Source organism: Dinghuibacter silviterrae, from assembly GCF_004366355.1.
Lineage (GTDB): Bacteria > Bacteroidota > Bacteroidia > Chitinophagales > Chitinophagaceae > Dinghuibacter > Dinghuibacter silviterrae.
In genome coordinates this window covers 915865-940914 of sequence record NZ_SODV01000002.1, presented here as the reverse complement: position 1 = coordinate 940914, position 25050 = coordinate 915865, and the positions used below count along the sequence as shown (strand labels likewise).

The 25050-nt window shown below is 57.8% G+C and carries 21 protein-coding genes; 7 read left to right on the top strand and 14 right to left on the bottom strand.

The annotated features are described in order from the left end of the window. Positions 1-7: 7 nt before the first annotated feature. A complete protein-coding gene (locus tag EDB95_RS21180) occupies positions 8-1405 on the bottom strand; it encodes a TolC family protein (RefSeq protein WP_133996899.1) in 1398 nt (465 codons plus the stop codon). Positions 1406-1538: 133 nt separating this feature from the next. Here EDB95_RS21180 and EDB95_RS21175 point away from each other — a divergent pair, with 133 nt between their 5' ends. From EDB95_RS21175 to EDB95_RS21165, 3 genes are all read left to right on the top strand, one after another. Beyond that, entirely contained in the window at positions 1539-2459 is a 921-nt protein-coding gene (locus EDB95_RS21175) for a LysR family transcriptional regulator (protein WP_133996897.1), read from the top strand. Beyond that, a complete protein-coding gene (locus tag EDB95_RS21170; protein WP_133996895.1) occupies positions 2449-3483 on the top strand; it encodes a LacI family DNA-binding transcriptional regulator in 1035 nt (344 codons plus the stop codon). Before EDB95_RS21175 ends, EDB95_RS21170 begins: the two co-directional genes overlap by 11 nt. 78 nt (positions 3484-3561) lie before the next feature. Beyond that, complete coding sequence (locus tag EDB95_RS21165; RefSeq protein ID WP_133996892.1) at positions 3562-5106, top strand: alpha-N-arabinofuranosidase; 1545 nt, start codon at positions 3562-3564, stop codon at positions 5104-5106. Here the strand turns inward: EDB95_RS21165 and EDB95_RS21160 are convergent. Genes EDB95_RS21160 through EDB95_RS21135 form a run of 6 tightly spaced genes read right to left on the bottom strand, consistent with a single transcriptional unit; the run spans position 5096 to position 11419 of the window. Beyond that, entirely contained in the window at positions 5096-6412 is a 1317-nt protein-coding gene (locus EDB95_RS21160) for an MFS transporter (protein WP_133996888.1), read from the bottom strand. The genes EDB95_RS21165 and EDB95_RS21160 overlap by 11 nt on opposite strands. Before the next feature lie 23 nt (positions 6413-6435). Further along, positions 6436-7266, bottom strand: coding sequence for a 5-dehydro-4-deoxy-D-glucuronate isomerase (gene kduI / locus EDB95_RS21155; protein WP_133996885.1), 831 nt, complete (start codon positions 7264-7266; stop codon positions 6436-6438). A gap of 9 nt (positions 7267-7275) precedes the next feature. Further along, the gene (locus tag EDB95_RS21150) at positions 7276-8046 is read right to left on the bottom strand and encodes an SDR family oxidoreductase (RefSeq protein ID WP_133996882.1); all 771 of its coding nucleotides are present in this window, start codon (positions 8044-8046) and stop codon (positions 7276-7278) included. A gap of 45 nt (positions 8047-8091) precedes the next feature. Beyond that, positions 8092-8403, bottom strand: a complete 312-nt coding sequence (locus tag EDB95_RS21145) for a DinB family protein (RefSeq protein ID WP_133996879.1) — start codon at positions 8401-8403, stop codon at positions 8092-8094. Next, positions 8400-10589, bottom strand: coding sequence for a S9 family peptidase (locus EDB95_RS21140; RefSeq protein ID WP_133996876.1), 2190 nt, complete (start codon positions 10587-10589; stop codon positions 8400-8402). The genes EDB95_RS21145 and EDB95_RS21140 overlap by 4 nt, the downstream gene beginning before the upstream one ends. 53 nt (positions 10590-10642) lie before the next feature. Then, the gene (locus EDB95_RS21135; RefSeq protein ID WP_133996873.1) at positions 10643-11419 is read right to left on the bottom strand and encodes an MBL fold metallo-hydrolase; all 777 of its coding nucleotides are present in this window, start codon (positions 11417-11419) and stop codon (positions 10643-10645) included. A gap of 41 nt (positions 11420-11460) precedes the next feature. Between EDB95_RS21135 and EDB95_RS21130 the strand changes: the two genes are divergently transcribed. Beyond that, positions 11461-12798 (top strand): aspartate aminotransferase family protein, encoded by a 1338-nt coding sequence (locus EDB95_RS21130; protein WP_133996870.1) that lies wholly within the window; start codon positions 11461-11463, stop codon positions 12796-12798. On the opposite strand, the gene EDB95_RS21125 is transcribed toward EDB95_RS21130, so the two are convergent. Beyond that, on the bottom strand, positions 12786-13700 hold the full coding sequence (locus EDB95_RS21125) for a hypothetical protein (protein ID WP_133996868.1): 915 nt from the start codon (positions 13698-13700) through the stop codon (positions 12786-12788). The two genes, EDB95_RS21130 and EDB95_RS21125, sit on opposite strands and share 13 nt — an antisense overlap. A 111-nt stretch (positions 13701-13811) precedes the next feature. Between EDB95_RS21125 and EDB95_RS21120 the strand changes: the two genes are divergently transcribed. Continuing rightward, positions 13812-14393, top strand: coding sequence for a 3'-5' exonuclease (locus EDB95_RS21120; RefSeq protein ID WP_133996865.1), 582 nt, complete (start codon positions 13812-13814; stop codon positions 14391-14393). Beyond that, complete coding sequence (locus tag EDB95_RS21115) at positions 14390-15886, top strand: DUF294 nucleotidyltransferase-like domain-containing protein (RefSeq protein WP_133996863.1); 1497 nt, start codon at positions 14390-14392, stop codon at positions 15884-15886. The genes EDB95_RS21120 and EDB95_RS21115 overlap by 4 nt, the downstream gene beginning before the upstream one ends. On the opposite strand, the gene EDB95_RS21110 is transcribed toward EDB95_RS21115, so the two are convergent. Genes EDB95_RS21110 through EDB95_RS21090 form a run of 5 tightly spaced genes read right to left on the bottom strand, consistent with a single transcriptional unit; the run spans position 15875 to position 23182 of the window. Continuing rightward, positions 15875-16759 carry a hypothetical protein gene (locus EDB95_RS21110; RefSeq protein ID WP_133996861.1) on the bottom strand — a complete coding sequence of 295 codons (885 nt, stop codon included), beginning with the start codon at positions 16757-16759 and terminating at the stop codon, positions 15875-15877. The two genes, EDB95_RS21115 and EDB95_RS21110, sit on opposite strands and share 12 nt — an antisense overlap. 36 nt (positions 16760-16795) lie before the next feature. Further along, positions 16796-17812: a Gfo/Idh/MocA family oxidoreductase gene (locus EDB95_RS21105; protein WP_211352172.1), complete on the bottom strand. Its 1017-nt coding sequence runs from the start codon at positions 17810-17812 to the stop codon at positions 16796-16798. Positions 17813-17827: 15 nt separating this feature from the next. Next, positions 17828-19261, bottom strand: coding sequence for a glycoside hydrolase family 28 protein (locus EDB95_RS21100; RefSeq protein WP_133996858.1), 1434 nt, complete (start codon positions 19259-19261; stop codon positions 17828-17830). Beyond that, entirely contained in the window at positions 19258-20664 is a 1407-nt protein-coding gene (gene uxaC, locus EDB95_RS21095; protein ID WP_317129036.1) for a glucuronate isomerase, read from the bottom strand. Before uxaC ends, EDB95_RS21100 begins: the two co-directional genes overlap by 4 nt. A 4-nt stretch (positions 20665-20668) precedes the next feature. Continuing rightward, the gene (locus tag EDB95_RS21090) at positions 20669-23182 is read right to left on the bottom strand and encodes a pectinesterase family protein (protein ID WP_133996855.1); all 2514 of its coding nucleotides are present in this window, start codon (positions 23180-23182) and stop codon (positions 20669-20671) included. Between the two features lie 134 nt (positions 23183-23316). On the opposite strand from EDB95_RS21090, the gene EDB95_RS21085 reads away from it, so the two are divergent. Next, entirely contained in the window at positions 23317-24354 is a 1038-nt protein-coding gene (locus EDB95_RS21085; RefSeq protein WP_133996852.1) for a LacI family DNA-binding transcriptional regulator, read from the top strand. Here EDB95_RS21085 and EDB95_RS21080 read toward each other — a convergent pair. Continuing rightward, positions 24331-25047, bottom strand: a complete 717-nt coding sequence (locus tag EDB95_RS21080; protein ID WP_133996849.1) for a L,D-transpeptidase family protein — start codon at positions 25045-25047, stop codon at positions 24331-24333. The genes EDB95_RS21085 and EDB95_RS21080 overlap by 24 nt on opposite strands. Positions 25048-25050 lie beyond the last annotated feature (3 nt).

Below are 25050 nucleotides of genomic sequence, written 5' to 3'. Positions count from 1 at the left end.
GCGGTTTTTAAAATGCAGTGATGAACAAATCCCAGTCCCCGGTGGCCGCGGCCTTGAGCAAAAGGGCCTGCCAGACGTTGTTATACGCGATGTCCCGGTCGATTTCCGCACGGTTCAGCACATACTGCGTCTGGGTAAGGTCGAGGATGTTGGCCAGCCCGTGGTTGTACAACACATTTTTCTGGTTGAAGGCGTCCTGGGCGGCCTTGACCTGCACGGGTGCTTCCCGGTAGTTGCTCAGGGCGTTGGTGATCCGGGTCTCCGCCAGCACGCGCTGGGCGGCGAGCCTTTGGTTGATCAGCTCGTACTCGTCCCCCAGCCCCAGGGAGGTAAACCGCTGCGCCGCTACCTGTTCGTGGATGCGCAAAGGGTTGGTCAGGTTCCAGGTCACCCCGATCCCGACCAGGTAGTTGATCCGTTGCACACCCACGCCCTGTCCGTAGGAATGTGTGTAGGCGTCAGGGTTAGCCGCGCTGTAGTTATAGTCGAACCCGGAGCCCCTGCCCTGTGTCAGACCGAATAACGAAAAAGTGGGGTAGTTATAGGTCTTCAGGTATTTGGTCTCTTCATCGCTCACCGCGATCCGGCTCTTATAGAATTTGAGCAAGGGGTGGTCCTGGGGGTTGACGGTGGAGGGCGTGATCATCGTCGAGGGGACCTGGGACAGGAACAAGGTGTCCAGGACAAATTCTCCCGCGGGTACGCCCATCAACTGGGCGAGCTCGTTGGCCCGTTGCTGTTCGGCGTCGACGGCGTTGGTCAGTTCGATCCGCGCCGCCGAAACCTCCGCGTTGGCCTGAGAAGAATCCACCCCCGGGTTGAGCTGCCCCTTTACCCGGGCCAGCACCACCCTTTGCACGGCCTGGGCACGCTCCAGGTTGCTTTCCTGGGTATGGATCAGCTGTTGGGCGGCCAGGAGGTTCAGGTACGCACCGGCCACCTCGATTTCCTCCTGGAAACGTTCCTGGTATAGGTCGCTGGTGTCCTCTTCCAGGACACGGCGGGCAACCGCTACTTTTTCCTTATACCGGCCAAACGCAAAGAAGTTCCAGTTGACATTCGCCAGGTATAGCGCGCCAAAGGCCGCGGCATTGTTTTGGTCGGGGAAAACAGGCCCGGAGGAAGCGGCCGTCAGCCCGGTAAAGCTGTACAGGGGTCCGTTCTGGCCGTTAACGGTCCCATAATCCTGCTGGGCGGATACCGTCAGGTCGGGGAGGTATTCCCTACCCGCTTCCTTGACTAAGGCCCTGGAAGACTGCACATAGTGCGCTTTGGCCTTTAACGTCGGGTAGTTGGCCAGGGCCGTTTGTACCGCCTGTTTGAGCGTAAGCACCTGGGCGGTGCCAGGAAAGACGCTACAAGTTGCCCCTACAACAAAAAGAAAGACGATTGGAAGTTTTAACATTATGCTAAAAGGATTAAGTCCTACGAGATCCCGGCAAGCTAGCGTCGCAAAGTAGTGAGGGTGCAAAGGTACAACGGCTAGCACTATGAGGGAAATGAATTAACTTTGTGTCTTCGATTAATTTTATTCATACATGAACATCGGTCTGCACCATTTTCGTCTGGTCGATGCCATCGTAAAGGAGGGCACCCTGACCCGCGCCGCGGACACCCTACACCTTACACAATCGGCTCTGAGTCACCAACTAAAGGAGCTGGAACACGAACTGGGTTTGTCTGTTTTTTTTCGCAACGGAAAGCGCCTCGAACTCACCCCCGAGGGTACCCGTTTTTTACACGCCGCCGAACGCGTATTAGCGGAACTCATTTCTTTGGAAGCGGATATGCGGCACATCAGGGACGGTGTCAGCGGCACCCTGCGCGTCACCACGCAGTGCTATACCGCCTATCATTGGTTGCCCGGCATCATCAAACAATATAAGCGTATTTCGCCAAGCGTCAATATACATGTCGTCTCCGCCGCCACTTATGTGCCGCTCGAATACCTGCTCCGCGGTGACGTGGATATCGCCATCGTCCGCAATAAGCTGGACAACCCGCGGATCAACTACGAACCCATCTTCGAAGACCAGGTATTCGCCATCCTTTCCAAAAACCATCCGCTAGCGGGCAAATCCCACTTCTGCACGGAGGACTTCGAAGGCCAGGAGCTTTTTCTCCCGTTCAACGACCCCGCTTCCGGGAACATACCGGTCATCGAGAACCTGATGAAGGCGCACCACGTAACACCGCACCATGTGCACCGCATCCACTATACCGACGCCATCATCGAAATGGTGGATGCCAACTTAGGCATCAGCACGCTGGCGGACTGGATCGTCCAGCCCTACCTGGAGAACCGGGATATCGTGGCCCTTCCCCTGCCCGCGGAAGTGGCGAACCGTACCTGGTGCGCCGCCACTTGCAAGGACACCCCCGCTATCCGGGAATTCCTCAGGTGCCTGAAGCTGCACTTCCAAAACATCCCCCTACCTTTATCGTCCGATGCGGTATGAAGCCATCACGATAAAGGACATCGCCAAAGCCCTGAACCTCTCGATATCCACGGTATCCAAAGCGCTCCGGGACAGCTACGAAATCAGTGAGGATACCAAGGACATGGTCAAGGCATACGCCCGGGACCATAACTACAAACCCAACCCCATTGCCCAAAGCCTGAAAAAAGGCCTGAGCAAATCGATCGGTGTGGTGGTGTGTAACATCGACAACCATTTTTTCTCCCAGGCCATCAACGGCATGGAAGTCGTGGCGGGCAGCCGCGGGTACAATGTCATCATCACGCAAACACACGAATCCTTTGAGCGGGAGGTGGCAAACGTCCGCCACCTCTCCTCCAGGTCCATAGACGGGTTGATCGTCTCGCTCTCGGCGGAGACTGAGGACATCGGCCACTTCAAACAGTTGCACGACCAGGGTCTGCCCATTGTCTTTTTCGACCGGGTGACCCCGGAGATCAAGACGCATACTGTTATTTCCGGGAATTTCAAGGGCGCCTACGACGCCACCCTCCACCTGGTCGCCCAGGGTTATACCCGGATCGCCCAGATCACCAGCGCCAACCAGTTGTCCATTACACTGGAACGCCTGGAAGGCTACCGCCAGGCGCTGGCCGACAGCGGCATTCCCCTCCGGGATGAATACGTCCGGTTTTGTCCGCACGGGGGCATGATCCAGGCCGAAACCGAACAGGCCATCCGCGGGCTGCTGGCCCTCGATCCACGACCCGAGGCCATCCTCACCGCCTCCGACCGGCTCAGCACGACCACCTTTAGCCTGCTGAAAGAAATGCAGGTGGCCATCCCCGGGGAAATGGCCATCGTGGGCTTTACCAACTCCGTTTCCGCCCACATATTCGACCCGCCTTTCAGCGCCATCATGCAACCGGCCTTTGATATGGGGAAGCAATCGATGGAGCTGCTGGTGCAGCTGATCGAGGCCAAGCGGCCGGTCACGGAATTTGAGCGAAGGGTGCTGGATGTGGAGTTGCGGATAAGGGCGTCGAGTCAGCGCGCGCGCTGACGCGGGTGGCGCGGCCGTGCGAAAATTTGTGGCTATTTTGCGAATAATTGTTAATATTACACTTAATATTCGCCGATTATGACGTCTACGCTCCGCACGATTGCTGTCTGCTTGTTGGCCTTTGGCGCCACCACGGCCTTTGGCCAGGCTACCCTGACCGTTACCGATACTTCCACCCAAACCATCAGCCGCTTTATTTACGGCCACTTCGCCGAAGACCTCGGCCGTTGCATCTATGACGGCTTTTGGGTGGACGACTCTATGAAGGTGCCCCGGAAAGACCGGATCCGCCTGGACGTGGTGGAAGCGCTAAAGCGCATCAAGGTGCCAGACCTGCGCTGGCCGGGCGGTTGTTTTGCGGACCAATACCACTGGAGCGACGGGATCGGTCCCCGCGCCCAGCGCCCCACCCGGGTGAATACCACCTGGGGGATGATCCCGGACGACAACAGCTTCGGTACCCACGAGTTCCTGGAGCTTTGCGGGCTGATCGGCTGCGAACCCTATATCGCGGGGAACGTTGGGTCGGGTACGCCCCAGGAAATGGAAAACTGGCTCGAATACCTCAACTATGGCGGTAAAAGCACTTTGTCCGCGCAGCGCGCCGCGAACGGGCATCCCGCACCTTACAAGGTGTCGCTATGGGGTGTAGGCAATGAAAGCTGGGGTTGCGGCGGAAGCATGACCCCCGAGTTCTATACCGATCAATTCAAACGCTACGGCGAATTCTGCAAGGACTACCCCGGCACCCACCTGAAGAAGATCGCTTCCGGTCCCAACTCCGACGACTACCATTGGACGGAGGTGTGTATGCAACGCATTCCCGCCTGGGATATGTACGCGCTTTCGATGCACTATTATACCGTCGTGGGGGACTGGGACCACAAAGGTTCCGCCACCCGCTTCGGGGAAGACGAATACTTTACCGGCATGCGCAAGTGTATGTTTATGGACACCCTGGTCCGCAAACACAGCGCCATCATGGACAAATACGACCCGGCCAAACGCGTGGCCCTCGCCGTCGACGAATGGGGGATCTGGACGGACGCCGAACCCGGCACCAATCCCGCGTTTCTTTACCAGCAAAACAGCCTGAGGGACGCCCTGATCGCCGCCACCACGCTAAACATCTTTAACAACCACTGCGACCGCGTACGCATGGCCAACCTCGCCCAGGCGATTAACGTCCTCCAGGCGTTGATCCTGACCAAGGGCGCCCGCATGGTACTCACGCCGACCTACTATGTCTTCGAGCTGTATAAGGTGCACCAGGACGCACGGTGGATACCCATTTCCCTGAACAGCCCGGACTATACCTATAACGGGCAAAGCATCCCTGCCGTAAACGCCTCGGCCTCCAGGGACCAACAAGGCCGGGTACACATTTCATTGGTGAACCTGGATCCCAACAAGGAGGTGACCGTTTCCGCAAACATCCAGGCGCTGCATGTCCGGTCCATGTCCCAAGAGGTGTTGACGTCCGCCCACTTTACGGACATCAACACCCTTGACGAACCGAATAAAATAAGGCCGCTGGCTTCTACTGCCGAGCCGCTTTCCGGGGACAGTTTGTCGGTCACGCTGCCGCCCGCGTCGATTGTGGTGGTGGAGCTTAGGCCTTAATACTGATCCGGACCATCTTCGGGCAAAGGAAGTGCATCAGGATCCACGCCAGCAGGTAGGCTACGGCGCAAATCGCAAAGATGATGTTGTAGCCCACACCCAGGTGGCCAAGCGCCTTGAAATGATCAAGGACAATTCCCGTGATGAGGGGGAAAACAACGCCCCCCAGGGACCCGGCCATGCCGCCGATACCCACGACGGAGGAGACTGCGCGTTTCGGGAACATATCGGAAGCCGTCGTAAAGATGTTGGCGCTCCAGGCCTGGTGGGCAGCGGCGGCGAGGCTGATGAGGCCCACGGCGACCCATACATGGTCGGTGAACCGGATCAGGATGATCGGGAAAACGCAACACGCAAAGATGAACATAGCGAGTTTCCGGGCTTTGTAGTCGGGAAAGCCCTTGTGATGGATGAGCCAGCCCGACAAATAACCGCCCAGGATGCTCCCGAAACTGGCGACTGTATAGATCACGGATACATAGACCCAGGACTTGGTGATGTCGAGGTGATAGGTGGCGTTGATGTAGCTGGGCACCCAGAAAAGGTAGAACCACCATACGGGGTCCGTGAGCAACTTGCCGACAAAAAAGGCCCAGGTTTGTTTGACGCCGAGGAGGGTTACCCAACTGATCCGTGTCTGTTGCGCGGCCGGGAGCTCGTCCTCATCATCGGAAAGAATATGGTCGTATTCCGGTTGTTGTACCCGTTTGCCCAGTAAACGCTGGGGTGTATCGTAGAAAGTCAGCCAGAACGCCAGCCACAAAAAACCCAGGGCGCCCGTGACGAGAAAGGCCGAACGAACACCCCAGACTGCGCCGCCGACGCTGAGCAGGAGGGCGATCAGGGCGGGCCCCAGGATAGCCGCGACGTTGGAGCCGCTGTTAAAGATCCCGGTCGCCAGGGCCCGTTCCCGTTTGGGGAACCACTCCGCCACGCTTTTGATGGCCGCGGGAAAGTTGCCGGACTCACCCAGCCCAAGGGCGGAACGGGCGATCCCAAAACCCAGCGTGGTTCTCATAAATGCGTGGGCCATGGCGGACAGGCTCCAGATGATGATCGACCATGTATACCCCAGCCTGGAACCGATGCGGTCGATGATGATTCCAAACACCAGTAACCCCAGGGCGTAAGAGGCGGTAAAGGCCATAACGATATGGCTATAGTCCTGTTCGGACCATTGGAGCATATTGGCCAGTCTGTCCTTGAGAAGACCGATCACCTGCCGGTCCATGTAGTTCACCGTCGTGGCAAAGAAGAGAAGCGTGACAATCGTCCACCTGTATTTTCCTATGGCTGTCTTGGGCATCGTGCGCACAATTTAACGATAAATCACTTCAACCCGGCAATCGGTACGGCGTCCATGTCCGTATAGGTGTAATTTTCCCCGGCCATGCCCCAGATAAATGCATAGTTGGCCGTGCCTGCGCCGGAGTGAATGGACCAGGGCGGCGAAAGAACGGCCTGGTGGTTGGCCACCAGAAGATGACGGGTCTCGGCGGGTTCGCCCATGAAGTGAAATACACGGTGCCCCTCGGGGATGTCGAAATAGAAATAGGCTTCCATCCGCCGGGTGTGGGTGTGCGCGGGCATCGTGTTCCAGACACTGCCGGGCTGTAGGATGGTCAGCCCCATGACCAGTTGGCTGGAGGAAATGCCCTTGTCGTGGATGTATTTGTAGATGACTCTTTTATTAGAGGTCAATGCGTCACCCGTTTCAACCGGCGATGCCTGCTCTTTGGTGTAACGGGTGTTCGGATAGGTTTGGTGGGCGGGAGAAGACAAAAGATAGAATACGGCCGGTTGGGTGGGATCGTCGCTGGCAAAGGACACTTCTTTAGTCCCCTTACCTAAGTATACACAATCCATACGGTCCGCCTCGAAGCGGGTGCCGTCAGCGTGTACTGAGCCCTTCCCGCCTACATTGATGATACCGATTTCCCGGCGCTGGAGGAAAAAGTCCGCCTTCAGTTCGGAGGGGTTGTCGAGAGCGACCGGTGTTTTACCGGGTATGGTGCCGCCGACGATGACGCGGTCGTAGTGCGAATACACCCACGTCAGTTGCCCCGGCTTCATCAGGTCTTCGATCAAAAAGTTGTCGCGCAGGTCCCGGGTACCCATGCCCGCGGTTTCTTTAGGGCTGTTTTGAAAACGTATCTGCATTGTTTTTTTTTATCGGCCCATCCAACCGCCGTCGACGGTCAGCAAGGTTCCTTGTACATAATCTGAGGCCGCGGAGGCGAGGTACACGGCCGCGCCCTTGAAGTCTTCGGGCTGTCCCCAGCGTCCCGCGGGAATCCGGGAGAGGATGGCCCGGCTGCGGTCGGGGTCGCCCCGCAGGGCTTCGGTATTGTCGGTGGCGATATAACCCGGGACGATGCCGTTCACGTTCACGTTTTGGGAAGCCCATTCATTGGCGAGGGCCTTGACCAGGCTGGCCAGTGCACCCTTGCTGGCCGCATAACCTGGCACGTTGATGCCCCCCTGGAAACTCAGCAGGGAACACGTAAAGACGATCTTGCCCCCACCTTTTTCCAGCATGTGCCGCCCGAACTCACGGGCCAGGATAAAAGGGGCGTCCAGGTTCAGGGACATGACCCGGTCCCAGTATTCGTCCGGATGCTCCGCGGCGGGTTTGCGGAGGATGGTGCCTGCGTTGTTGAAGAGGATATCGATGCGGGGATGGTGGTCCAGTACTTCCCGGATAAAGGCGTAGAGCGATTCCCTATCGGAAAGGTCGGCCTTGTAGGGTGTAAAAACGCGCCCCAACGCCGTCACTTCCTTCTGGATCTCGCTTCCCTGGCGCTCCAGGGAGCCCGCCACGCCGACGATGTCGGCACCGGCTTCGGCCAGCCCCAGCGTAATGGCACGCCCTATCCCCTTGTTGCAACCGGTCACCAGCGCAATCTTACCGGTGAGGTCGAATAATTGGTTCAGCTTCATTTAGTCGCTAAAAATAGGGGATGCCCGCGAGCCGCCCTTTTTTTTTCACGCAAACGTTGTCGTAACCCAGCGCACCGTGACCAGCAACTGGCCCGTGTGGCGCATGGTATGCTCCGCGGCGTGGAACAAAAGCCCCATCACCGTAGACGGTAGTTGTGCGCGACCTACGCCCCGGAAGTCGGTGAAGGTGGCAGGGTCGGTGCCCGCCAACTGGGCAAGCGATTTTTCGACCTGGCGGTCGAGACGATCGAGTAGGGTTTCTAACGATTCTTCCTTTAGCCCCTCTTCTTTCAGCGCACTTAGTTGCAGCAGCGCGGGCACGCCCTCTACGGGGCCGGAAAGCCAGTATTCTTTCATTTGAGGTATTGTTCCAGGTAATGATAGCCTACCCCGGCGATCAGCAAATAGCTTTCCAGGTTGTAGACCGCCCCGTGACCACCGGGCGGATAGATCCTCAGGTCGGCGTCCCTACCCGCGTTGGTCAGTGCCGTCAGGAGCTGCATCGTATGCGCGGGGTGCACATTGTCGTCGCTCATGGAATGGATCAGCAGGAGGTGTCCCTGCAGGTTGGCCGCATACGTTTCGCAGGCGCTCTTGCGGTAGCCGTCCTCATTGCCGGCGGGCAAACCCATGTAACGTTCGGTATAAATGTCGTCATACAGCCTCCAGTCGGTCACCGGGGAATTGGCGATACCGGCCTTGAAGACCCCCGGGTGCGTCAGCAGGGTGTAAACGGTACTATACCCGCCATAACTGGTCCCCATGATGGCCATACGGGTGCTGTCCACGAAGGGGAGGTTGCTTAGGAAGCGCGCGGTTTCGGCAAAGTCGTTGCTTTCCCAGCGGCCCAGTTGTTTGTAGACGATCTTTAGAAAGGCGCTCCCATACCCCGCGGAGCCCCGGTTGTTGACGTCCACCACGATGTACCCATTCTGGGCAAGCCATTGTCTCCATCCGTCGATCGCAAAACGGTTGTACACGTTGTGCGATTCGGGTCCTCCGTAGACGTCGAAGACAACGGGGTATCGTTTGGAGGAGTCGAAGTGAAAGGGTTTGATCATCGAAGCGTCCAGGGTTGTCCCGTCCGTCGCCGTCACCTTGAAATATTCCGTAGGCGCGTAAGCATATTGCTCCAGGAAAGCAGCCCCCGCGCTTCCATCGGCCAGGATCTTCAGGGTTTTCCCGTCCCGGTCCCGGAGTGCCACCTGTGTAGGTGTACCGGAGTTTGAATACGTATCCAGGTAAAAACGGGCATTGGGGCCCATGTCGATGTCGTGATAGCCTGCTTCCTGCGACAACCGCTGTTTCCCTGTCCCGTCAAAATGGATGCGGTACAACTGCTGTTCGAGGGGGCCGGCCTCCCCGGACAGGTAATACAGGGTTTCCGTGGCAGGGTCTATCCCCGTAACCTTGAGCACGTCCCAGTTCCCGCTGGTCACCGTCCCCAATGTCTTGCCGTCATAACCGTAACGATAAATGTGGCTGTAGCCGGAACGGTCGGACACCCAAAAGAATTCCTTTGTTTTTTCGGGGAAGTAGAACATATCGTCTACGCCCGTATAAAAATTGAAAATGGAAATCCAGGTCTGGTTTTTTTCTTCCAGGACGACGCGCCTTGCACCGGTCCGGACGTTAAAAAAGTACAGCTTCAGGTGGTTCTGCGCCCGGTTCAGCGTTACCAGCGCCACGACGTCAGGGTCGCTGGTCCAATACATCCGCGGTATATAAAAGTCTCCCTTTTCTTCAGGTTCCAGCCAGACGTTTTTATGGGTATGCACGTCCACCACCCCTATCCGGACCGAGGGGTTGGGGTCCCCCGGGTCGGGTATGGGTATTTGCTCATACTCCGGGTGGGTTCCTTCGAAATTGGTCATCTGGAAAACGGGGACCTTGCGCTCGTCGAAGTGCCAGTAGGCGATATAGCGGCTGTCCGGGGACCAGTTCCAGGCCTGGGCTTTGCCAAACTCTTCTTCGTACACCCAGTCATAAAAGCCGTTGAATTCGCCCACGCCGTCGTCGTGGGTCAGCTGTGCTTCCTTGCCTGCGCCCAGGTCGTCCACATACATATTTCCTTCCCGTACGATCCCCACCATCGATCCGTCCGGAGACAGACCCGCGCTACGGGCGTCTTTGGCGGCGAGCCGCAGCTCTCCCGCGCCAAGGTCGTACACATAAAAGTCCGACACCGTCGACCGGCGAAAGATCTGACGCGGATTGGACGTAAACACAAGGTGCTTCCCATCCGCAGCCCATTGAAAGGATTCATAGGAAAAAACTTTTCCGGACCCCGGAAACCGCAGGTTTTTGCCCTTCAGCACGGGATGTTCTTCCCCAGTAGCGGGGTCAAGCGTAAGGATGCCTTCGCTTTCCGTTTTATAGGAAAGCCGGTTCCCTCCTTCTATCCAGGTAACCTGGCTGGGGCCGGGGGATTCCCCGAAACGGTATGCGGTAAAAAGGGCGTCTTTGAGGTCGGTGTATTCCTTTTTGTCCTGCGCCTGTACGAACAGCGGGAGGACGAAGACCAGGGCGGCGATCCGGCGCATGCTGCGGGTTTTTAGTCAGGGCAATATAGCCCTTTTTGAAGCACCGCCCCTCGTCATATCTCAACAGCCACCGGCCGCCCAGGTGTCAGCCAAACCAACCGCGGTCCCAGGTCGGACATTGCGATGTGCTCATGGGTGAATTCGGCGCTTTCCTGAAAGTGCTCCCAGCCCTGCATGTGCGTCGGGATCACTTTATTTACCTTCAAGGCCCTGGCGGCCTGTATGGCTTCTTCTGTAGTAAAAGTAAGGTGTTCGTTCCCGATCTCCTTGGGGAAACCTGCGCGGCCGACGTGCAACAGGGCCGTATCGACCCGGAACCTGCGGCCCACTTCGAGTACCCCGTCAAAAAGAACGGTGTCCCCCGATATATACAAGACGCCATTAACCTGCCCTTCCCATTCGATCACAAAACCGATGACGTGACCGGCCATTTGGTGCAAGGCCTCGGTCGATCCGTGCCGGGCCGGGGTGGCGGTTACCTTTACATTCCCGGTAGTGAGGCTGTTCCATTCGGTGAGACCGGCGACGTTGTCCTGGCCAAGACGCTCTTTTGCCTCCGGCGTGGAGATTACCAGCGGTACCGTCCTGATAAACGCCCGGCCCGCATCGTCAAGGTTGTCTTTGTGCTGGTCGTGGCTCAACAGCACGAGGTCCACGCGGCCTATTGTAGCGGGGTCCAACGCGGGGCTCCCGGTCTTGTGCAGGATCCTGCCTGAACCGGACTGGTAGGTGCCACCTGCCTTGTCAAAAGCCGGGTCGGTCAGGATGACGAATCCGCCCAGGTCGATCCGCACACAGGCGGTGTCAATTTGCGTAAAGGTAACTTTCATAGCGCCACAAATGTACCTCCATTCCCCTACCTTGCCCTCTTATGATCGAATCTTTCCACAGAACCGAAGGGGATGTCAATTTTTCCCCCGCCCGCCAGGGATGGTATGCCCTGATCAGGAATGGCGAGACCGCGCGTTACCTGGAGGAGGACGAGCGTTTTTTCCTGCACCAGTCGATGTCAACCCCTTGCCTGGACGTGCTGGAGGCCTGTGAGGGTATTTACCTCACCGATCTCCAGGGCCGGCGATATATGGATTTCCACGGCAACAACGTCCACCAGGTCGGGTACCGGAACGCTTTTGTGATCGACCGGGTCAAGGCGCAGATGGACGTCCTTCCGTTTAGCCCCCGCCGGTATACCAATGCACCCGCCGTGGCCCTCGCATCCCGGCTGGCAGGGTTGATGCCCGAAGACCTGAACCGGGTGCTTTTTGCACCTGGCGGAACCAGCGCCGTTGGTATGGCCCTCAAACTCGCACGGCTGGTCACGGGGAAGCACAAGGTCATTTCCTACTGGGATTCTTTCCACGGGGCCTCGCTGGACGCCATCTCGGCGGGTGGGGAACGGGAATTCCGCAAGGGCATGGGCCCGCTGATGCCGGGGGTGGAACGCATCCCGCCCCCCGAAACCTACAGGGGTGTATTTGGTTCCGAACCGGCGTACGCCGATTACCTGGAATACGTCATAGAAAAAGAAGGAGACATCGGCGCCTTTATCGCCGAAACCGTCCGCAATACGGACGTACAGATCCCGTCGGCCGCCTATTGGCAGAGGGTGCGTGAGATTTGTACGCGCCACGGTGTACTCCTCATCCTGGACGAGATCCCCATCGCCTTTGGTCGCACCGGCCGCATGTTTGCCTTCGAGCACTACGGCATTACGCCCGACATCGTTTGCCTGGGGAAGGGGTTGGGCGCGGGCATCATCCCGATGGCCGCCATGGTTACACGGGATGCCTACAATATCGCGCCCGAAGTATCGCTCGGGCATTACACGTTTGAGAAAAACCCGTTGGGTTGCGCCGCCGCCCTGGCCATGCTCGACTTTATTGACGAGCAACGGTTATTGGACAAAGTCGCTTCGGACGAAGCGTTTATGCGCACCCGTTTGGAAGACCTGCGGCAGCGCTGCCCGCTCATAGGGGATGTCAGGGGCCTGGGGCTTCTTTGGGGCATAGAGCTCGTCCGCAACCGGGATACCCGGGTCAAGGCGGTCGCCGAAGCCGAACAAGTCATGTATGCCTGCCTGGAAGCAGGGCTTAGCTTCAAGGTATCTCAGGGGAATGTGCTGCAGCTGTCCCCGCCCCTCGTCATTACCCGCGAAGAGCTGGAGACAGCCTTGCACATCCTGGAGAAAGCGCTTCTTTACCGGAAGTAGATATCAACCTGTCCGCCCGGGGAAGCGTTGGATACCACGACCGCCTTTTGCGCGGAACCGGACACGGCCTGGGCGGTGCTCCAGCTCAGGGATGCATTGGTGCTACCCTGGAGGATCTGGATCGAGCTCATGGCCACGTCGCTGTTGGGCGGGTACATGGTACTGGGGGTTGTTACGCCGTAGGATTCGAGGGTTTCCGCGGCCCAAAAGGCTTCGGGCACGTTGTTCACCTGGAGGGCCGTGGAGGAGGGATAGCCCGTGAAGTAGCAATAATAGCTGTAATTCCCCCCGGAAGCGGCGGTTTCTTCCATGATACCCTGGAGCGAGGTGCCCGCGCTAACCGTGGCCAGTGAGCCATAAAACGCCTGGCTGCTGGACACATACCAGTTGGTGATGGCCCAGTATTTCCCTCCGCCGGCGGCAGACGGTCCCCATTGCAAAACCGGCTGGATAATGTAGGAGGTGGAGGTTAACCCGTCCTGCATACCGTTGAACAGGAAAATGGTTTGGCTGCCCTGGCGGGTCGGCGCGGAGGGCACAGTCCAGTTGGTCGTGAAATACGTGATCGGCTTCGACGTGTTTGGGTTCGACCAATACGAATACGCGATCCAACCGGAAGCCGCGGGTACCAGAGCGGATTTACCGGGGTTGTAACGGTCTTCCAGCGGTTTTACTTCCCCGAAGTCTTCCACCATCCGTCCCTCCCGGTCGACCTTTTGCAGACGGCCGTGGGAGACGCTGAGGGAAAAACCGTCGCCGATGAAGTGGACTTTGGACCGGTCCATATATCCTACGGGCGTGAGCACCTGGTCCGTAGGAGTCATCATCGTGTCTTTTTTACAGGCAGCAAGGGCGAACAGGGTGGCGATGGCCACGAGTTGAATTCTTTTGAAAGGAGTCATAACGATTAGATTTTGGCCGTAAATTTATCTAGCCGCTTGGACCGTTTCCGGAGAAAAAATGATGATTTTGGGAATTTCGAGCCCTTTTTAAAATTATCTTATCTTTAAGCGGTGACCGATTACTTGCTATTTATCGATACAGAGGCGACGGGGCTTCCCCTGAATTGGGAGCTACCCTATTCCACGCCGGGGAACTGGCCCCATGCGATCCAGGTGTCCTGGCTGGTTTACAGCCGGGAGGGAGTAAAGATCAAAGAGGAAGACCACTATATCCACGAGCCGGGGATCACCATCAGCCCGGACGCCGCGCGGATACACCGGCTCCGCCGGGACTTCCTCCAGATCAACGGCAAACGCCGGGCTTCGGTGTTGCAACTGCTGGAGGCGGACCTCGCCCGGTACGAGCCTTTGCTCGTGGGTCACTTTCTGAACCTGGACCTGCACGTTCTGCGGGCGGAGTACTTTAGGGAAGGGATGAGCGACCCCACCCGGCAGTTGCCGACGTATTGCACCATGCTGGGCAGCAAGCACCTCCAACCCAACCCATCGTTGCGGTACCTGAAGCTGGGGGATCTTTGCGAAACTCTTTTCGGACGGGCCCAGCAGCATCCCCACGATGCTTACTGGGACGCCAGGACGACGGCTGATTGCTATTTCGAGCTGGAAAGGAGAGGACAGATCCAAACATTATGACCAAACCCAAAAGGCGGCAAGAAGACTATACCGTATTTGACCAGCTCTACTCGCGCAAAATCGACGAGGTGGAGCAAAGAGCCATTGTTTCCTGCCCGGGGGACACCCCGGTGTATGTGGCGGCGCGCGTCATGGCGGAGCACAAGGTCAGTTGCCTGTTCATCACGGCGGCAGCTTCCCCGGAGGCGCTACGGCCGGGTTCCGTGCTCGGCTACGTGACCGACATCACCCTCCGCGACAAAGTCATCGCCCGCCAGGGAGACACCGCGCAGCCGGTGGAACAGGTCATGGATGCCCCTATCGTCACCATTTCATCTGACGCATACGTATATGAGGCCCTGCTCCTGATGTTCCGGACCAAGGCACGTTATCTTTTGGTGGACAAAGAAGGCGCGTTTACCGGTTTCCTTAGCCGTAATAAGCTTCTGACCGAGCAGGCACAATCTCCCCTGGTCTTTATCCAATCGGTCAAATCGGCGGTGTCGGACGAAGAGCTGAAGCGCAGGTGGGAAACCGTTCCCCGGATCGTGACCCAACTCCTGGACCGGGGTGTGCGCGCATCGATCGCCAACCAGGTCATCACGACGGTGACGGACACGATCGCGCTCAAAGTCATCGAAGGGGTGATCGAAACGATCGGGCCTCCACCCGCACGTTTTGTCTTTATGGTGCTGGGTAGCGAGGGCCGTAAGGAGCAAACGCTGAAAACCGACCAGGACAACGCCATCATTTACGAGGACAAGGCCAACGAACACCGGGAAGAGGTCAGGGCGTATTTCCTGGACTTTGCCGAACGCGTCTCCGAGCGGCTAAACGACATCGGTTTTGTCTATTGTACGGGCGATTACATGGCCAAGAACCCCAAGTGGACGCATTCGCTTTCGCACTGGAAACGCAACTACCTGACCTGGATGGAGGAATCGGTGCCCGAAAACGTCATCAAGTTTTCTACTTTTTTCGACTGCCGTTGTCTGTACGGGGACGAGGATATCCTCCGGGAACTCCAGTCCTTCTTAGACGCCGAGCTCCAGAAGCCCCACGAAAAACTTTTTGCGGCGATGGCGCAAAATGCGCTCCAATACCAGCCACCCCTGACCTGGCTGAAAAATATCCGCACCATTACCCAAGGCGAGCGGGAGGTATTTGACATCAAAAAAGCCATGACACCCATCGTCGACCTCGTCCGGGTATACGCCTTGCGCTACCGCGTCTTCGAGGTCAATACGGGGGAGCGCCTCCTGGCCTTGCGGGACAAGGGCGCCTTTACCGAAAACGAATACCAGGAATTGTCCCAGTCGTATTACCTGCTCATGGGAATGCGGTTGCGCAAACAGGCCCGGCAGATCCTACAGGACCACGTCAAACCCGACAACTTCATGGAGCTGGAGGGTCTGACACGCATAGAACAACGGACGCTCCGGGAAATATTCAAAACCATCGAACACTTTCAGGAGCGGATCCGGGTGGGTTTTACCAATAATTTATTTGGATAGGCGGGTGTCTTCCAGCGCCTTCAAACGCGCTTCAAGCCCGGCGATCTTCTTGTCCGCCTCCACCTGGTAAAGGGTCAGCTCTTCCACCTTGCGCATCAACACCGATTCCATGTTCCCCAAGTCCAGGCCTTTCGTTCGAATCTCCGAAGCCGCGGGTACCCCAGGCAGGTGACCGTGTTCCCGTATATAGGCTGATACAACTGCCAGGGAATCGAGGGGATAGTCCGGTGCGAAAACATAATCGGGCCAGTTGGCGTAGTTTTTCACGACCATCTTCGTGGCGATCGCGGAACCATTTACCGCCAGCGTATATCCGTCGTTGGTCGTGGTGCCGACACCGAGGGTTCCCGTCATGTAGGTATTGGAATTGACAAAATATTCGAAGGAAACGACGTAGGCTGTACCAGGGTCGGTCGTTTGCTGGTTGGTGGCGGTCCAGGAGCCGGTGGATGCCTGCACTGTATAAAAGGAGTTCCCCACGTAGTTATAACAATGCGCGTATACGGTATAGGCTGTGGCAGAAACGCCCGATGCGTTAGGGACGATCTTGATATTGTCCACCATAAGGGCCCGTTGGAAAGTGTTGGCCGTAGCATCAAAACCATAGCCATTAGGATCCAGGGAACCACCGTTACTGGTGCGAAGATGCAATTCCACAATTGCATTCTGGGATATCTGCGCATTATACCCCGAACCGCCAACGATACGGATAAATGCGTCATTTCCGCCTTGTGGCAGTGTCAGCGTACCCATATTTATCCAAGCCGGCGACCCACCGGTTTGGTTATTCAAGGTGCTGGATACGAAATAGGGTTGGGCCATAACGCCCGTACAGAGGAGTGCCAGGAGGCAAGCAAAAAGAAAGGATTTCATACGAAGTGCGTGTTTACACTAAATATATACTTTTCCTTAGCAGGATACCCATCTTTTTTCCCTGTTGCTCAGCGCCGCGGCTTCTATCACGCGCATCACGGCCAAACCTTCCTCCGCGGTGACCGGCAAGGGGCGGTTGCCTTCCAGCGTTTCCGCGAGCTCCCGGTAAAAATCTCCGTAGTCGCCTTTTAATGAGGGCACCGTCTGACGCCCCGCGTCGGTATGAAGAAGCCCCCACTCGCTTTCCGGGTCCTCTCCGGCAGACGGTTTCCCCGCCGTCAGGTCTGCTTCCTGTACGTCGCTCCGGCTCTTTAAGAAACTCCCGTTTGCCCCATGCATCACATACGCGGGCAGCGCCTCCCTTACGAGGTAGCCCGACTTCAAACGGACCGGGAACCCTCCGTAATCGAGGACGATTTCCATATAGTCTTCCACCCGGGAGGTGGGACGTTGTATCCGCAGGTCCGCCCAAACGGCCTCCGGCCATCCGAACAGTTGCAGCGCCTGATCGATAAGGTGGGGCCCCAGGTCGTAGTGGATGCCGGTACCCGGGCCCGGCACTTCCTTGTGTGTCTTCGGGCTGAGGACCCGGTTGTACCGGTCGAAGTGGATCTCCGCCTCCGCCATGTTGCCGAGGACACCGGAGTCGATGACCTGTTTGACCGTCCGGTAGTCGCTGTCGTAACGGCGGTTTTGAAAGACGGACAGATAGAGGCCATTTTGCTCTGCGATAACTTTGAGCTCTGCCGCCTCCGCCACCGTCGCGGTGAACGGCTTTTCGACGACGACGTGTTTGCCCGCCAGCAATGCTTGCTTTGTATAGGTATAGTGCGTGTAGTTGGGCGTATTGACCACCACCAGCGCTATGGCGGGGTCCTCCAGCAGGGCTTCCAGCGAGCGGTAGGTGCGGATATCCGGGTAGAGGGCTGTGGCGAGGTGCTTGTCCCTTTCCCAGACGGCATATAGGCGGTACTCCGGGAGTGCATGGAGAAAGGGCGCGTGGAAGACGCGACCGGACATTCCGAAGGAGAGAAGCGCAGTGTTGATGGGCATACGCTAAAATTACAACTATTCGACGACCCGGATGTCGTCAGGATGCTCCGGCTTTAGGGGCACCCCTTGTTCGGTCGTGATGCTGACGCGCCTGAGAAAAATGTCGCGGGCATCCTTAGTTGTGAGACCGGTCCTCGCCGAAATGCGCACCCTGTCAAAATAAATCCCGTGCACCGGCATTTCCGGCAACCCGGTGAGGGCGATGGCCTGGGCGGCGCCGCGGCAGTAGACGTTGCTGATGTGGAAGCCGGTAAAAATCGGTGTCTTCCCGGGTTTGGGCGCGGTGCGTTTGTTCGGGTCGGCGCCCGCGGGCATGTCTTCGTAGTACGTGTTAAAGGAAATGGCTTCGTGGACGATGTCGGTCATAAAGATGTTGTCCACGTATACTTCCCGGACGAGACCGCCGCGGCCGGCATTGCTTTTGACGCGGATACCGATGTCCGTTCCGACGTAGTCGCAGTCGGTCACGAAGATGCGGCGCATACCGCCGTCAGTATTGCTGCCGATGACAAAACCGCCATGGGCGTGGTAGACGTGGCAACCGGCGATGACGACGTTTTCGAGGGCAGCCGAGTCGGGGGCAGTCATCCAGTCTCCGCTGGACTTCATGCAGATCCCGTCGTCCCCGGCGCTCACGTTGCAGTGGTACAGCAGCACGTTTTTACAGGCGCTGATGTCGATGCCATCGCCATTTTGGGCGTAGTATTCGTTAAAGACGTTAATGCCGTCCAGGGTCAGGTCGGTACATTTGTTCGGATCTACGACGAATTTGGGTGAATTGCGAAAGGTAACGTCTTTGAAAAGGACACGGGTACAACCCACCAGGTTGATCATATAAGGCCGGTAGTCTTTGGCCTCGGTCCCGGGCCACCAGACGGTATTGTTGTTGCTGAGGGTCCCCCCCGAGGCCAGCATGGCCTTCCATTGGGCGTCGGTGACCTTTTCCTTTTTTACCGGTCTCCAGGCGTCTCCTCCCCCATCCAGGATGCCGCCGCCGGTGATGGCAACGTCGTGGAGGTTTTCGCCATAGACCAGGGGCGTCGGGTTAGACCCTTGCGGTGGATATTGAGTCCGGTCGCGGGTAAACTGGATCAGCGCGCCGCGCTGTACCTCCAGGTTGACATTGCTGGCCAGCCGGATCGGACCGGTGAGCCAAAGACCCGGGGGGACGATCACCCGGCCACCTCCCGCCTGGGTGCAGGCGGCGATGGCCTTGGAGAAGGCCGCGGTATTGAGCGCCTGGCCGTCACCGATAGCACCGAAGTCGGTGATCAGGAAGATGCCCTGGCGGAGCTCCGGCAAGGCCGGCAGTGCCATCGGGAAAGGCGCCGCGCGGACATAGTCCTGGGCGGAGCGGACATCGCCCGCCGTGGAGCGTGCCTCGGACTTGTCCTGGGCACGCGCGCCCGTCAGCAAAAAGCAGGCGAGGACGAAGCAAAGCGTTTTCATGACCAATTAAAATATTGCTTGGCGTTATAATAACAAATATCCTGAATGACCTTCCCCACCCAGGGGATATCCCCGGGGAGCTCGCCCTTTTCGATCTCCTCACCGAATATATTGCAAAGTGTCCTGCGGAAATACTCGTGCCGGGGAAAGGACAAAAAGCTCCGGGAATCCGTGAGCATACCTACGAAGTGGCTGAGCAGTCCCATGTTGGACAGGGCGTTGACCTGGCGGATGATGCCGTCTTTCTGATCGAGGAACCACCAGGCCGACCCAAACTGGATTTTGCCGGCCACGCTGCCGTCGTTGAAATTGCCGGCCATGGTGGCCATGAGTTCGTTATCGGCGGGGTTGAGGTTGTACAGGATGGTCCGCGCCAGGCGGTTGTCCCGGTCGAGCTTGTCCAGGAAGGTGGCCAGGGTTCTTGCCTGTGGAAAATCGCCGATAGAGTCCCAGCCGGTGTCGGGTCCAAGCTGGCGCATCATGCGGGCGTTATTGTTGCGCAGGGCGCCTAAGTGGTATTGCTGCACCCATCCTTTTTCCCAATCCCATTCGGCAAAATGGGTAAGCATCGCGGATTTGAATTTTCGTTGTTCGGTTTCCAACAGGGTCTTCCCGGAACGGATCTTGGCGAAAATCGTGTCGATCTCGGACCCGGTGAATTCTTCGGCATAGATCTCCTCCAGCCCGTGATCGGAGAGGCAACAACCCATGGAAGCAAAGAAGTCGTGCCGGTTTTGAAGGGCGAACAGGAAGTCGTCAAAGGACGAAATGGCGATGTCGGTCACGGATTCGAGCTTCCGCAGGTAGGTATTGAACCGGGCCGGGTCGGACACGTTCATAGCGTTGTCGGGCCGGAAAGCCGGGTACATTTTGACCGCGGCGCCGTCTTTCCGGAGCTCGTCATGATACCCCAGGGAGTCGACGGGGTCGTCGGTGGTACAGATGATCTCCACCTTCATTTTCTCTAAAAGATGACGGACCGAATGGTTCTCGCACCGGAGCAATTCGGAGCAATGGTCATAGATACGCCGGGCGGAGGAGGGGCTTAAGAGTTCCTCCACGCCAAAATACCGCAGCAGCTCCAGGTGGGTCCAGTGGTAAAGAGGGTTGCGCAAGGTGTAAGGGACCGTGGCAGCCCACTGTTCGAATTTTTCCCAGTCGGAGGCGTCTCCCGTGCAAAAGCGTTCTTCCACGCCATGGGTACGCATGGCCCTCCACTTATAGTGGTCGCCGTACAACCATGCCTGCGTGAGGTTTTCGAAGCGGCTGTCCCTGGCAATGGCCTGGGGCGGCAGGTGACAGTGATAGTCGATGACCGGGAGGTCCCGTGCAAACTCGTGATAAAGGCGCTCGGACGTGGCGTTAGACAGTAGGAAGTTGTCGCTTAGGAATGGTTTTATCATCTCTTTAAAATTCTATGGACTCCGGGTCCCACCGGGCACCAAACACCCAACCGGAACGGATGTCACCGGGCAAAGGCGCGTTTTGTGCAAGGTTGTCGGCAAACCAGGGGTAGTCACCACCCATGCGGTGACAGTTATAGTAATATATTCGTTGGCCCCACTGGAGCCGGTTGTTGGTTTTTATAAGGGTAATGGGCTCATTCGCCAGGTCAGTGGAGAACGAGCAGTTCACCAGGTAGAATTGGGCGTCCCGGTGGTAACGGCCCAGGTGAAACCCGGGATACCCTTCGAACGAACAATCCCGGAGCACGGTTTTCGCGTCCGGGTTGGCCGATCCATCGTGCCAGATGCTGGCAGGGCCCTCCAGCGCGATGAAATGACAATGTTCGGCATACGCCCAGCCGCGGGGACAATAAAAGTCGACGCCTCCTTCCATCGTGCAGTCCTTGAAATAAAACAACCCGTCCTGAACATTCCACGGGCTTACGGTGTCGCCCCCGAAGGACTTAAAAACGCAGTTTCGCGCGCGAAGGCGGGTCGTGGCAAAGGTCCGGAGCGCCATTTGGTGGCCGGTGCGGGTGACCTTGCGGTGGCCCGGCGCGGCCGGGGCGGCGGCACCGGATGAGCCCGGGGCGCGCGCAGCGCCGCCCGACGCGTGGGTGCCGGCTGTATCTAAGGCGCAAGCGATCACGGTATCCTGCGTATGATCGAAACCATAACTGTTCTCGATGGTAAGGTTCACCAAATCAACATCGCTGCCGGAGGCATTGACGGTAGCCACGCCCCAGTCATCCTTATGGTCGCAACGCCATATATCCCTGGCGATGGCCTGGGTGATCACGGTCGTGGCGGGATCTTCGCCCACAAGGGCCACGTGACTTTGGGTGAGCGACAATTTCTCCCGGTAGATCCCCGGCCGTATGTCGATCACACGCTCATGCCCCGCGTCGTCAGGAAGGCTGTTGAGCGCTGCCTGTATGGTGGTAAAATCGCCCTTCCCCGAAGGATCGACGACGACGTGCTGCACCCCGGTGGTATCGGTATGCAAAAACACTACACCATCGCCGATCAAGAGCGGGGCACCGACAAAGCGCAGGCTGTCGAAGGTAATGTCGCGGCTGCCGGTGGTCCGGATGACAGGCCCCGTCTTTGGATAGAGCTGTACATCGCGCAACAGGACGCCGGTGGCATACCGGCAGTCCATACCGGTGGTTGTCGTCAGGCTTAGGTGCTCCATCCGGACGTCCTGTACGGGCATCTCGGGCAGCCCGCGGATAAAGATGGCTTTGGAAGCGCCGTTGCACACGATGTGGTCCAGGAAGAAGTGACGGAACACGGGCGTGCCTTCGTCGACTGGCTTGACGGCGACGGCGGGCTCGGTCCTGGTTTCACCGGGTTTGGGAACGGGGTCCTGGGCCATATAGTACATGTCGAAGAGGATGGCCTCTCCGGCTATGTCCTTCATGTAGATGTCGTGTACGTGGATGTTCTCCACGACGCCTCCCCGGCCCCGGGCCGATTTGAAGCGCAAACCGACGTCCGTGCCTAAGAAGGCGCAGTCGTATACCTCCATGTCCCGGACACCGCCGCTCATCTCGCTACCGATCACAAAACCGCCATGGGCGTGATACACCGTGCACCGGCGGATGACCGCGTGTTGGGTAGGCGCGCCCCGGCGCCGCCCTTCCTCGTCCCGGCCGCTCTTGATACAGATCCCGTCGTCCCCGACGTCAAACCGGCTGTCTTCCACCAAGACGGTGTCGCACGACTCGATGTCGATGCCGTCGCCGTTTTGGGCATACGGTGGGTTTTGCGCAAATATTTTCCGGACGGTGAGGTCCCTGCACAACAAGGGATGGATACACCAGGCGGGGGAATTGCGAAACGTCACGCCTTCGAGGAGCACGTGCGTGCACCCATGGAGATAGATGAGGTTGGGTCTCAGGAAATCTTTGATATCCGCATAGTCTTGCACGGAAGCGCCTTCGTGCCATACGCCCGGGTCCTTTGTCTCCGACCCTTTGAGCGCGGAGGCGGAAGGCCACCAGGTTTTCCCACCCGGTGACAGGACGCCGGTCCGGATCTGCCGCGCCCATACATCAGCGGGGGCCTTTGATTGTTTGAGCGGCCGCCACGCGTCTCCGCCCCCATCGATCACGCCGTCCCCTGTGATGCTGATGTGGTCTGCACCGGTTGCGGAGATCGGGGATTGGTTGCGGACCGCTTCGCGGCCTTCCCAATTGCCCCTGACGAGAGGATAGGCGTCGAAGTCACGGGTGAACTGAAGGACGGCACCTTTGGCCAGGTGAAGGTCCACCCCGCTTTTCAACACCAGGGGCCCGGTTAACCACGTACCGGCGGGTACGAGGACAGCGCCCCCGCCCTGGCGGTTGCAGGCGTCAATGGCGGCTTGTATGCCAACGGTAGCGAGTTTGCCGGGTTGGGCGCCAAAGGTGACGATAGAGACGGTATCCCGATGGGATCCGTAAACGAGTAATGCCAGGAGCAATCGAATCATAGCCGTAATCTGCTAACGATGCTACGCAGATATTCCATAAGGATAAAGGGTTTCAGGACTTTTATTTACGCAAACGTTCCCGAGGGAGTTCGCCTGTTTTTTCGTAAACTTACAGCACGATTACGCCCAGCCACATGAAATTCGAAGCGGTCACCATCAAGGATATTGCGAAGGCGTTGGGACTATCGACCTCTACGGTCAGCAGGGCCCTCCGGGACAGTTACGAGATCAGTCCCGAGACCAAACAAGCCGTCCTGGAATACGCCCGCCAGATCAACTACCGGCCTAACCCGATCGCGCTGAGCCTGAAGGAAAAGCGCAGCCGGTCCATCGGCGTGGTGGTGTCTGAAATCGCCAACAGCTTCTTTTCCCAGGCCATCAACGGCATCGAGTCCATCGCTTATACAAAGGGATATCATGTAATCATCACCCAAAGCCTGGAGAGTTACGAAAGGGAGGTGATGAACATGCAATTCCTGAGCTCCCGGTCGGTGGACGGCTGTCTTATATCGGTCTCTTCCGAAACCAACGACTTTACCCATTTATCCGACCTCTACCAAAGAGGGCTCCCCATCGTTTGTTTCGACCGCGTGGTGGAAGACATCGCTTGTCACAAGGTCTCCGTGGATAACGTCCAGGGCGCCTATGACGCGACCAGCCACCTGATCCGGAGCGGGTTCCGGAGGATCGCCTTTGTCGCCAACGCCGAGGTGTTGTCCATCACCCGGGAAAGACAGGCGGGGTATCGTAAGGCCCTCGAAGACCATGGGCTTTCCTTTGACCCCTCTATTGTACAATATTGCACCCACGGCGGCATGCGGCTGGAAGAGGTGGAAACGGCGGTCCAGGGGCTGCTACAGCAACCCCTGCGCCCGGACGCTGTTTTTGCCTCCTCCGACAAGCTGACCACCAATTGCATGCGGTACTTCCGAAAGGAAAAGATCCGGGTCCCCGAGGACATGGGCGTCATTGGTTTTTCCAACCTGGATCTGACCGATCTCCTGGCGCCGCCCCTGTCGGTCGTGCGTCAACCCGCTTATGAAATGGGCCGTCTGGCGGCCGAGCTCCTGATCCGGGTCATCGAAAGCAAAAAGCCTGAAACGGCCTTTGAAAAACGCGTGCTGCCCGCGGAGCTCCTCGTCCGGGAATCATCCCTGAAGGGGAAAAGGTAAGTCGTTTTGCTCCCGCATACGTTCGTATTCTTCCTTGGGCATTTGCACCAATAGCGGATGCTTGCGGGCGCGTATCCAGTGCAACAGGTACAGGAGGTCGCTTTCCTGCATGGCCGTGCAGCCCGCCGTACCCTTCCCGGCGCTCCGCCAGATGTGGAGGAAAATACAGGATCCTTTTCCCGGAACGGGTTTGTCTGCATTGTAGTTGACAAAAAGTCCCCAACGGTAAAGGGTATCCTGCCGGTGCATGTATTCAAAGCTGTGGTAGTCGGTCGAGGCGGAATCCTTTAGCAATAGGGAGTTGTAGTACCTGGAATGAATGTCGTCCACGCACACGAGGGTGTCGGCCGCACACACATAGGGGTTTTTGATCCAGGACGCGCGGCGGGCGTAGCCGAAAGCAGTACCTATGCTGAAGATACCGGCGGGGGAACGGTTGTCTCCTTCCTGTTTGACGGGTGCCCCTTCGATAGGCAACGCTTCCCCGAGTCCCATACCGGCGCTGCCGACTACGACGGGATGATGAAAACATTCCTTCCAATGGCCTTTGTGCTTTTCAAAACCATACATCGTGCCGTCTACGCTGTTCCAACCGTCCGTCACGACAACGAGCACCTGTTGGGAGCGGGAAAGTTGCGCCCATGAAACGGAGGCCCATAAAAGACATGTAAGGCCCAGGATAGATTTTCTCATACC

Bases quoted from the DNA above. Each gene is read 5' to 3' on its own strand.
- EDB95_RS21180 (WP_133996899.1), bottom strand. From the start codon at position 1,405: ATGTTAAAACTTCCAATCGTCTTTCTTTTTGTTGTAGGGGCAACTTGT.
- EDB95_RS21175 (WP_133996897.1), top strand. From the start codon at position 1,539: ATGAACATCGGTCTGCACCATTTTCGTCTGGTCGATGCCATCGTAAAG.
- EDB95_RS21170 (WP_133996895.1), top strand. From the start codon at position 2,449: ATGCGGTATGAAGCCATCACGATAAAGGACATCGCCAAAGCCCTGAAC.
- EDB95_RS21165 (WP_133996892.1), top strand. From the start codon at position 3,562: ATGACGTCTACGCTCCGCACGATTGCTGTCTGCTTGTTGGCCTTTGGC.
- EDB95_RS21160 (WP_133996888.1), bottom strand. From the start codon at position 6,412: ATGCCCAAGACAGCCATAGGAAAATACAGGTGGACGATTGTCACGCTT.
- kduI (WP_133996885.1), bottom strand. From the start codon at position 7,266: ATGCAGATACGTTTTCAAAACAGCCCTAAAGAAACCGCGGGCATGGGT.
- EDB95_RS21150 (WP_133996882.1), bottom strand. From the start codon at position 8,046: ATGAAGCTGAACCAATTATTCGACCTCACCGGTAAGATTGCGCTGGTG.
- EDB95_RS21145 (WP_133996879.1), bottom strand. From the start codon at position 8,403: ATGAAAGAATACTGGCTTTCCGGCCCCGTAGAGGGCGTGCCCGCGCTG.
- EDB95_RS21140 (WP_133996876.1), bottom strand. From the start codon at position 10,589: ATGCGCCGGATCGCCGCCCTGGTCTTCGTCCTCCCGCTGTTCGTACAG.
- EDB95_RS21135 (WP_133996873.1), bottom strand. From the start codon at position 11,419: ATGAAAGTTACCTTTACGCAAATTGACACCGCCTGTGTGCGGATCGAC.
- EDB95_RS21130 (WP_133996870.1), top strand. From the start codon at position 11,461: ATGATCGAATCTTTCCACAGAACCGAAGGGGATGTCAATTTTTCCCCC.
- EDB95_RS21125 (WP_133996868.1), bottom strand. From the start codon at position 13,700: ATGACTCCTTTCAAAAGAATTCAACTCGTGGCCATCGCCACCCTGTTC.
- EDB95_RS21115 (WP_133996863.1), top strand. From the start codon at position 14,390: ATGACCAAACCCAAAAGGCGGCAAGAAGACTATACCGTATTTGACCAG.
- EDB95_RS21110 (WP_133996861.1), bottom strand. From the start codon at position 16,759: ATGAAATCCTTTCTTTTTGCTTGCCTCCTGGCACTCCTCTGTACGGGC.
- EDB95_RS21105 (WP_211352172.1), bottom strand. From the start codon at position 17,812: ATGCCCATCAACACTGCGCTTCTCTCCTTCGGAATGTCCGGTCGCGTC.
- EDB95_RS21100 (WP_133996858.1), bottom strand. From the start codon at position 19,261: ATGAAAACGCTTTGCTTCGTCCTCGCCTGCTTTTTGCTGACGGGCGCG.
- uxaC (WP_317129036.1), bottom strand. From the start codon at position 20,664: ATGATAAAACCATTCCTAAGCGACAACTTCCTACTGTCTAACGCCACG.
- EDB95_RS21090 (WP_133996855.1), bottom strand. From the start codon at position 23,182: ATGATTCGATTGCTCCTGGCATTACTCGTTTACGGATCCCATCGGGAT.
- EDB95_RS21085 (WP_133996852.1), top strand. From the start codon at position 23,317: ATGAAATTCGAAGCGGTCACCATCAAGGATATTGCGAAGGCGTTGGGA.
- EDB95_RS21080 (WP_133996849.1), bottom strand. From the start codon at position 25,047: ATGAGAAAATCTATCCTGGGCCTTACATGTCTTTTATGGGCCTCCGTT.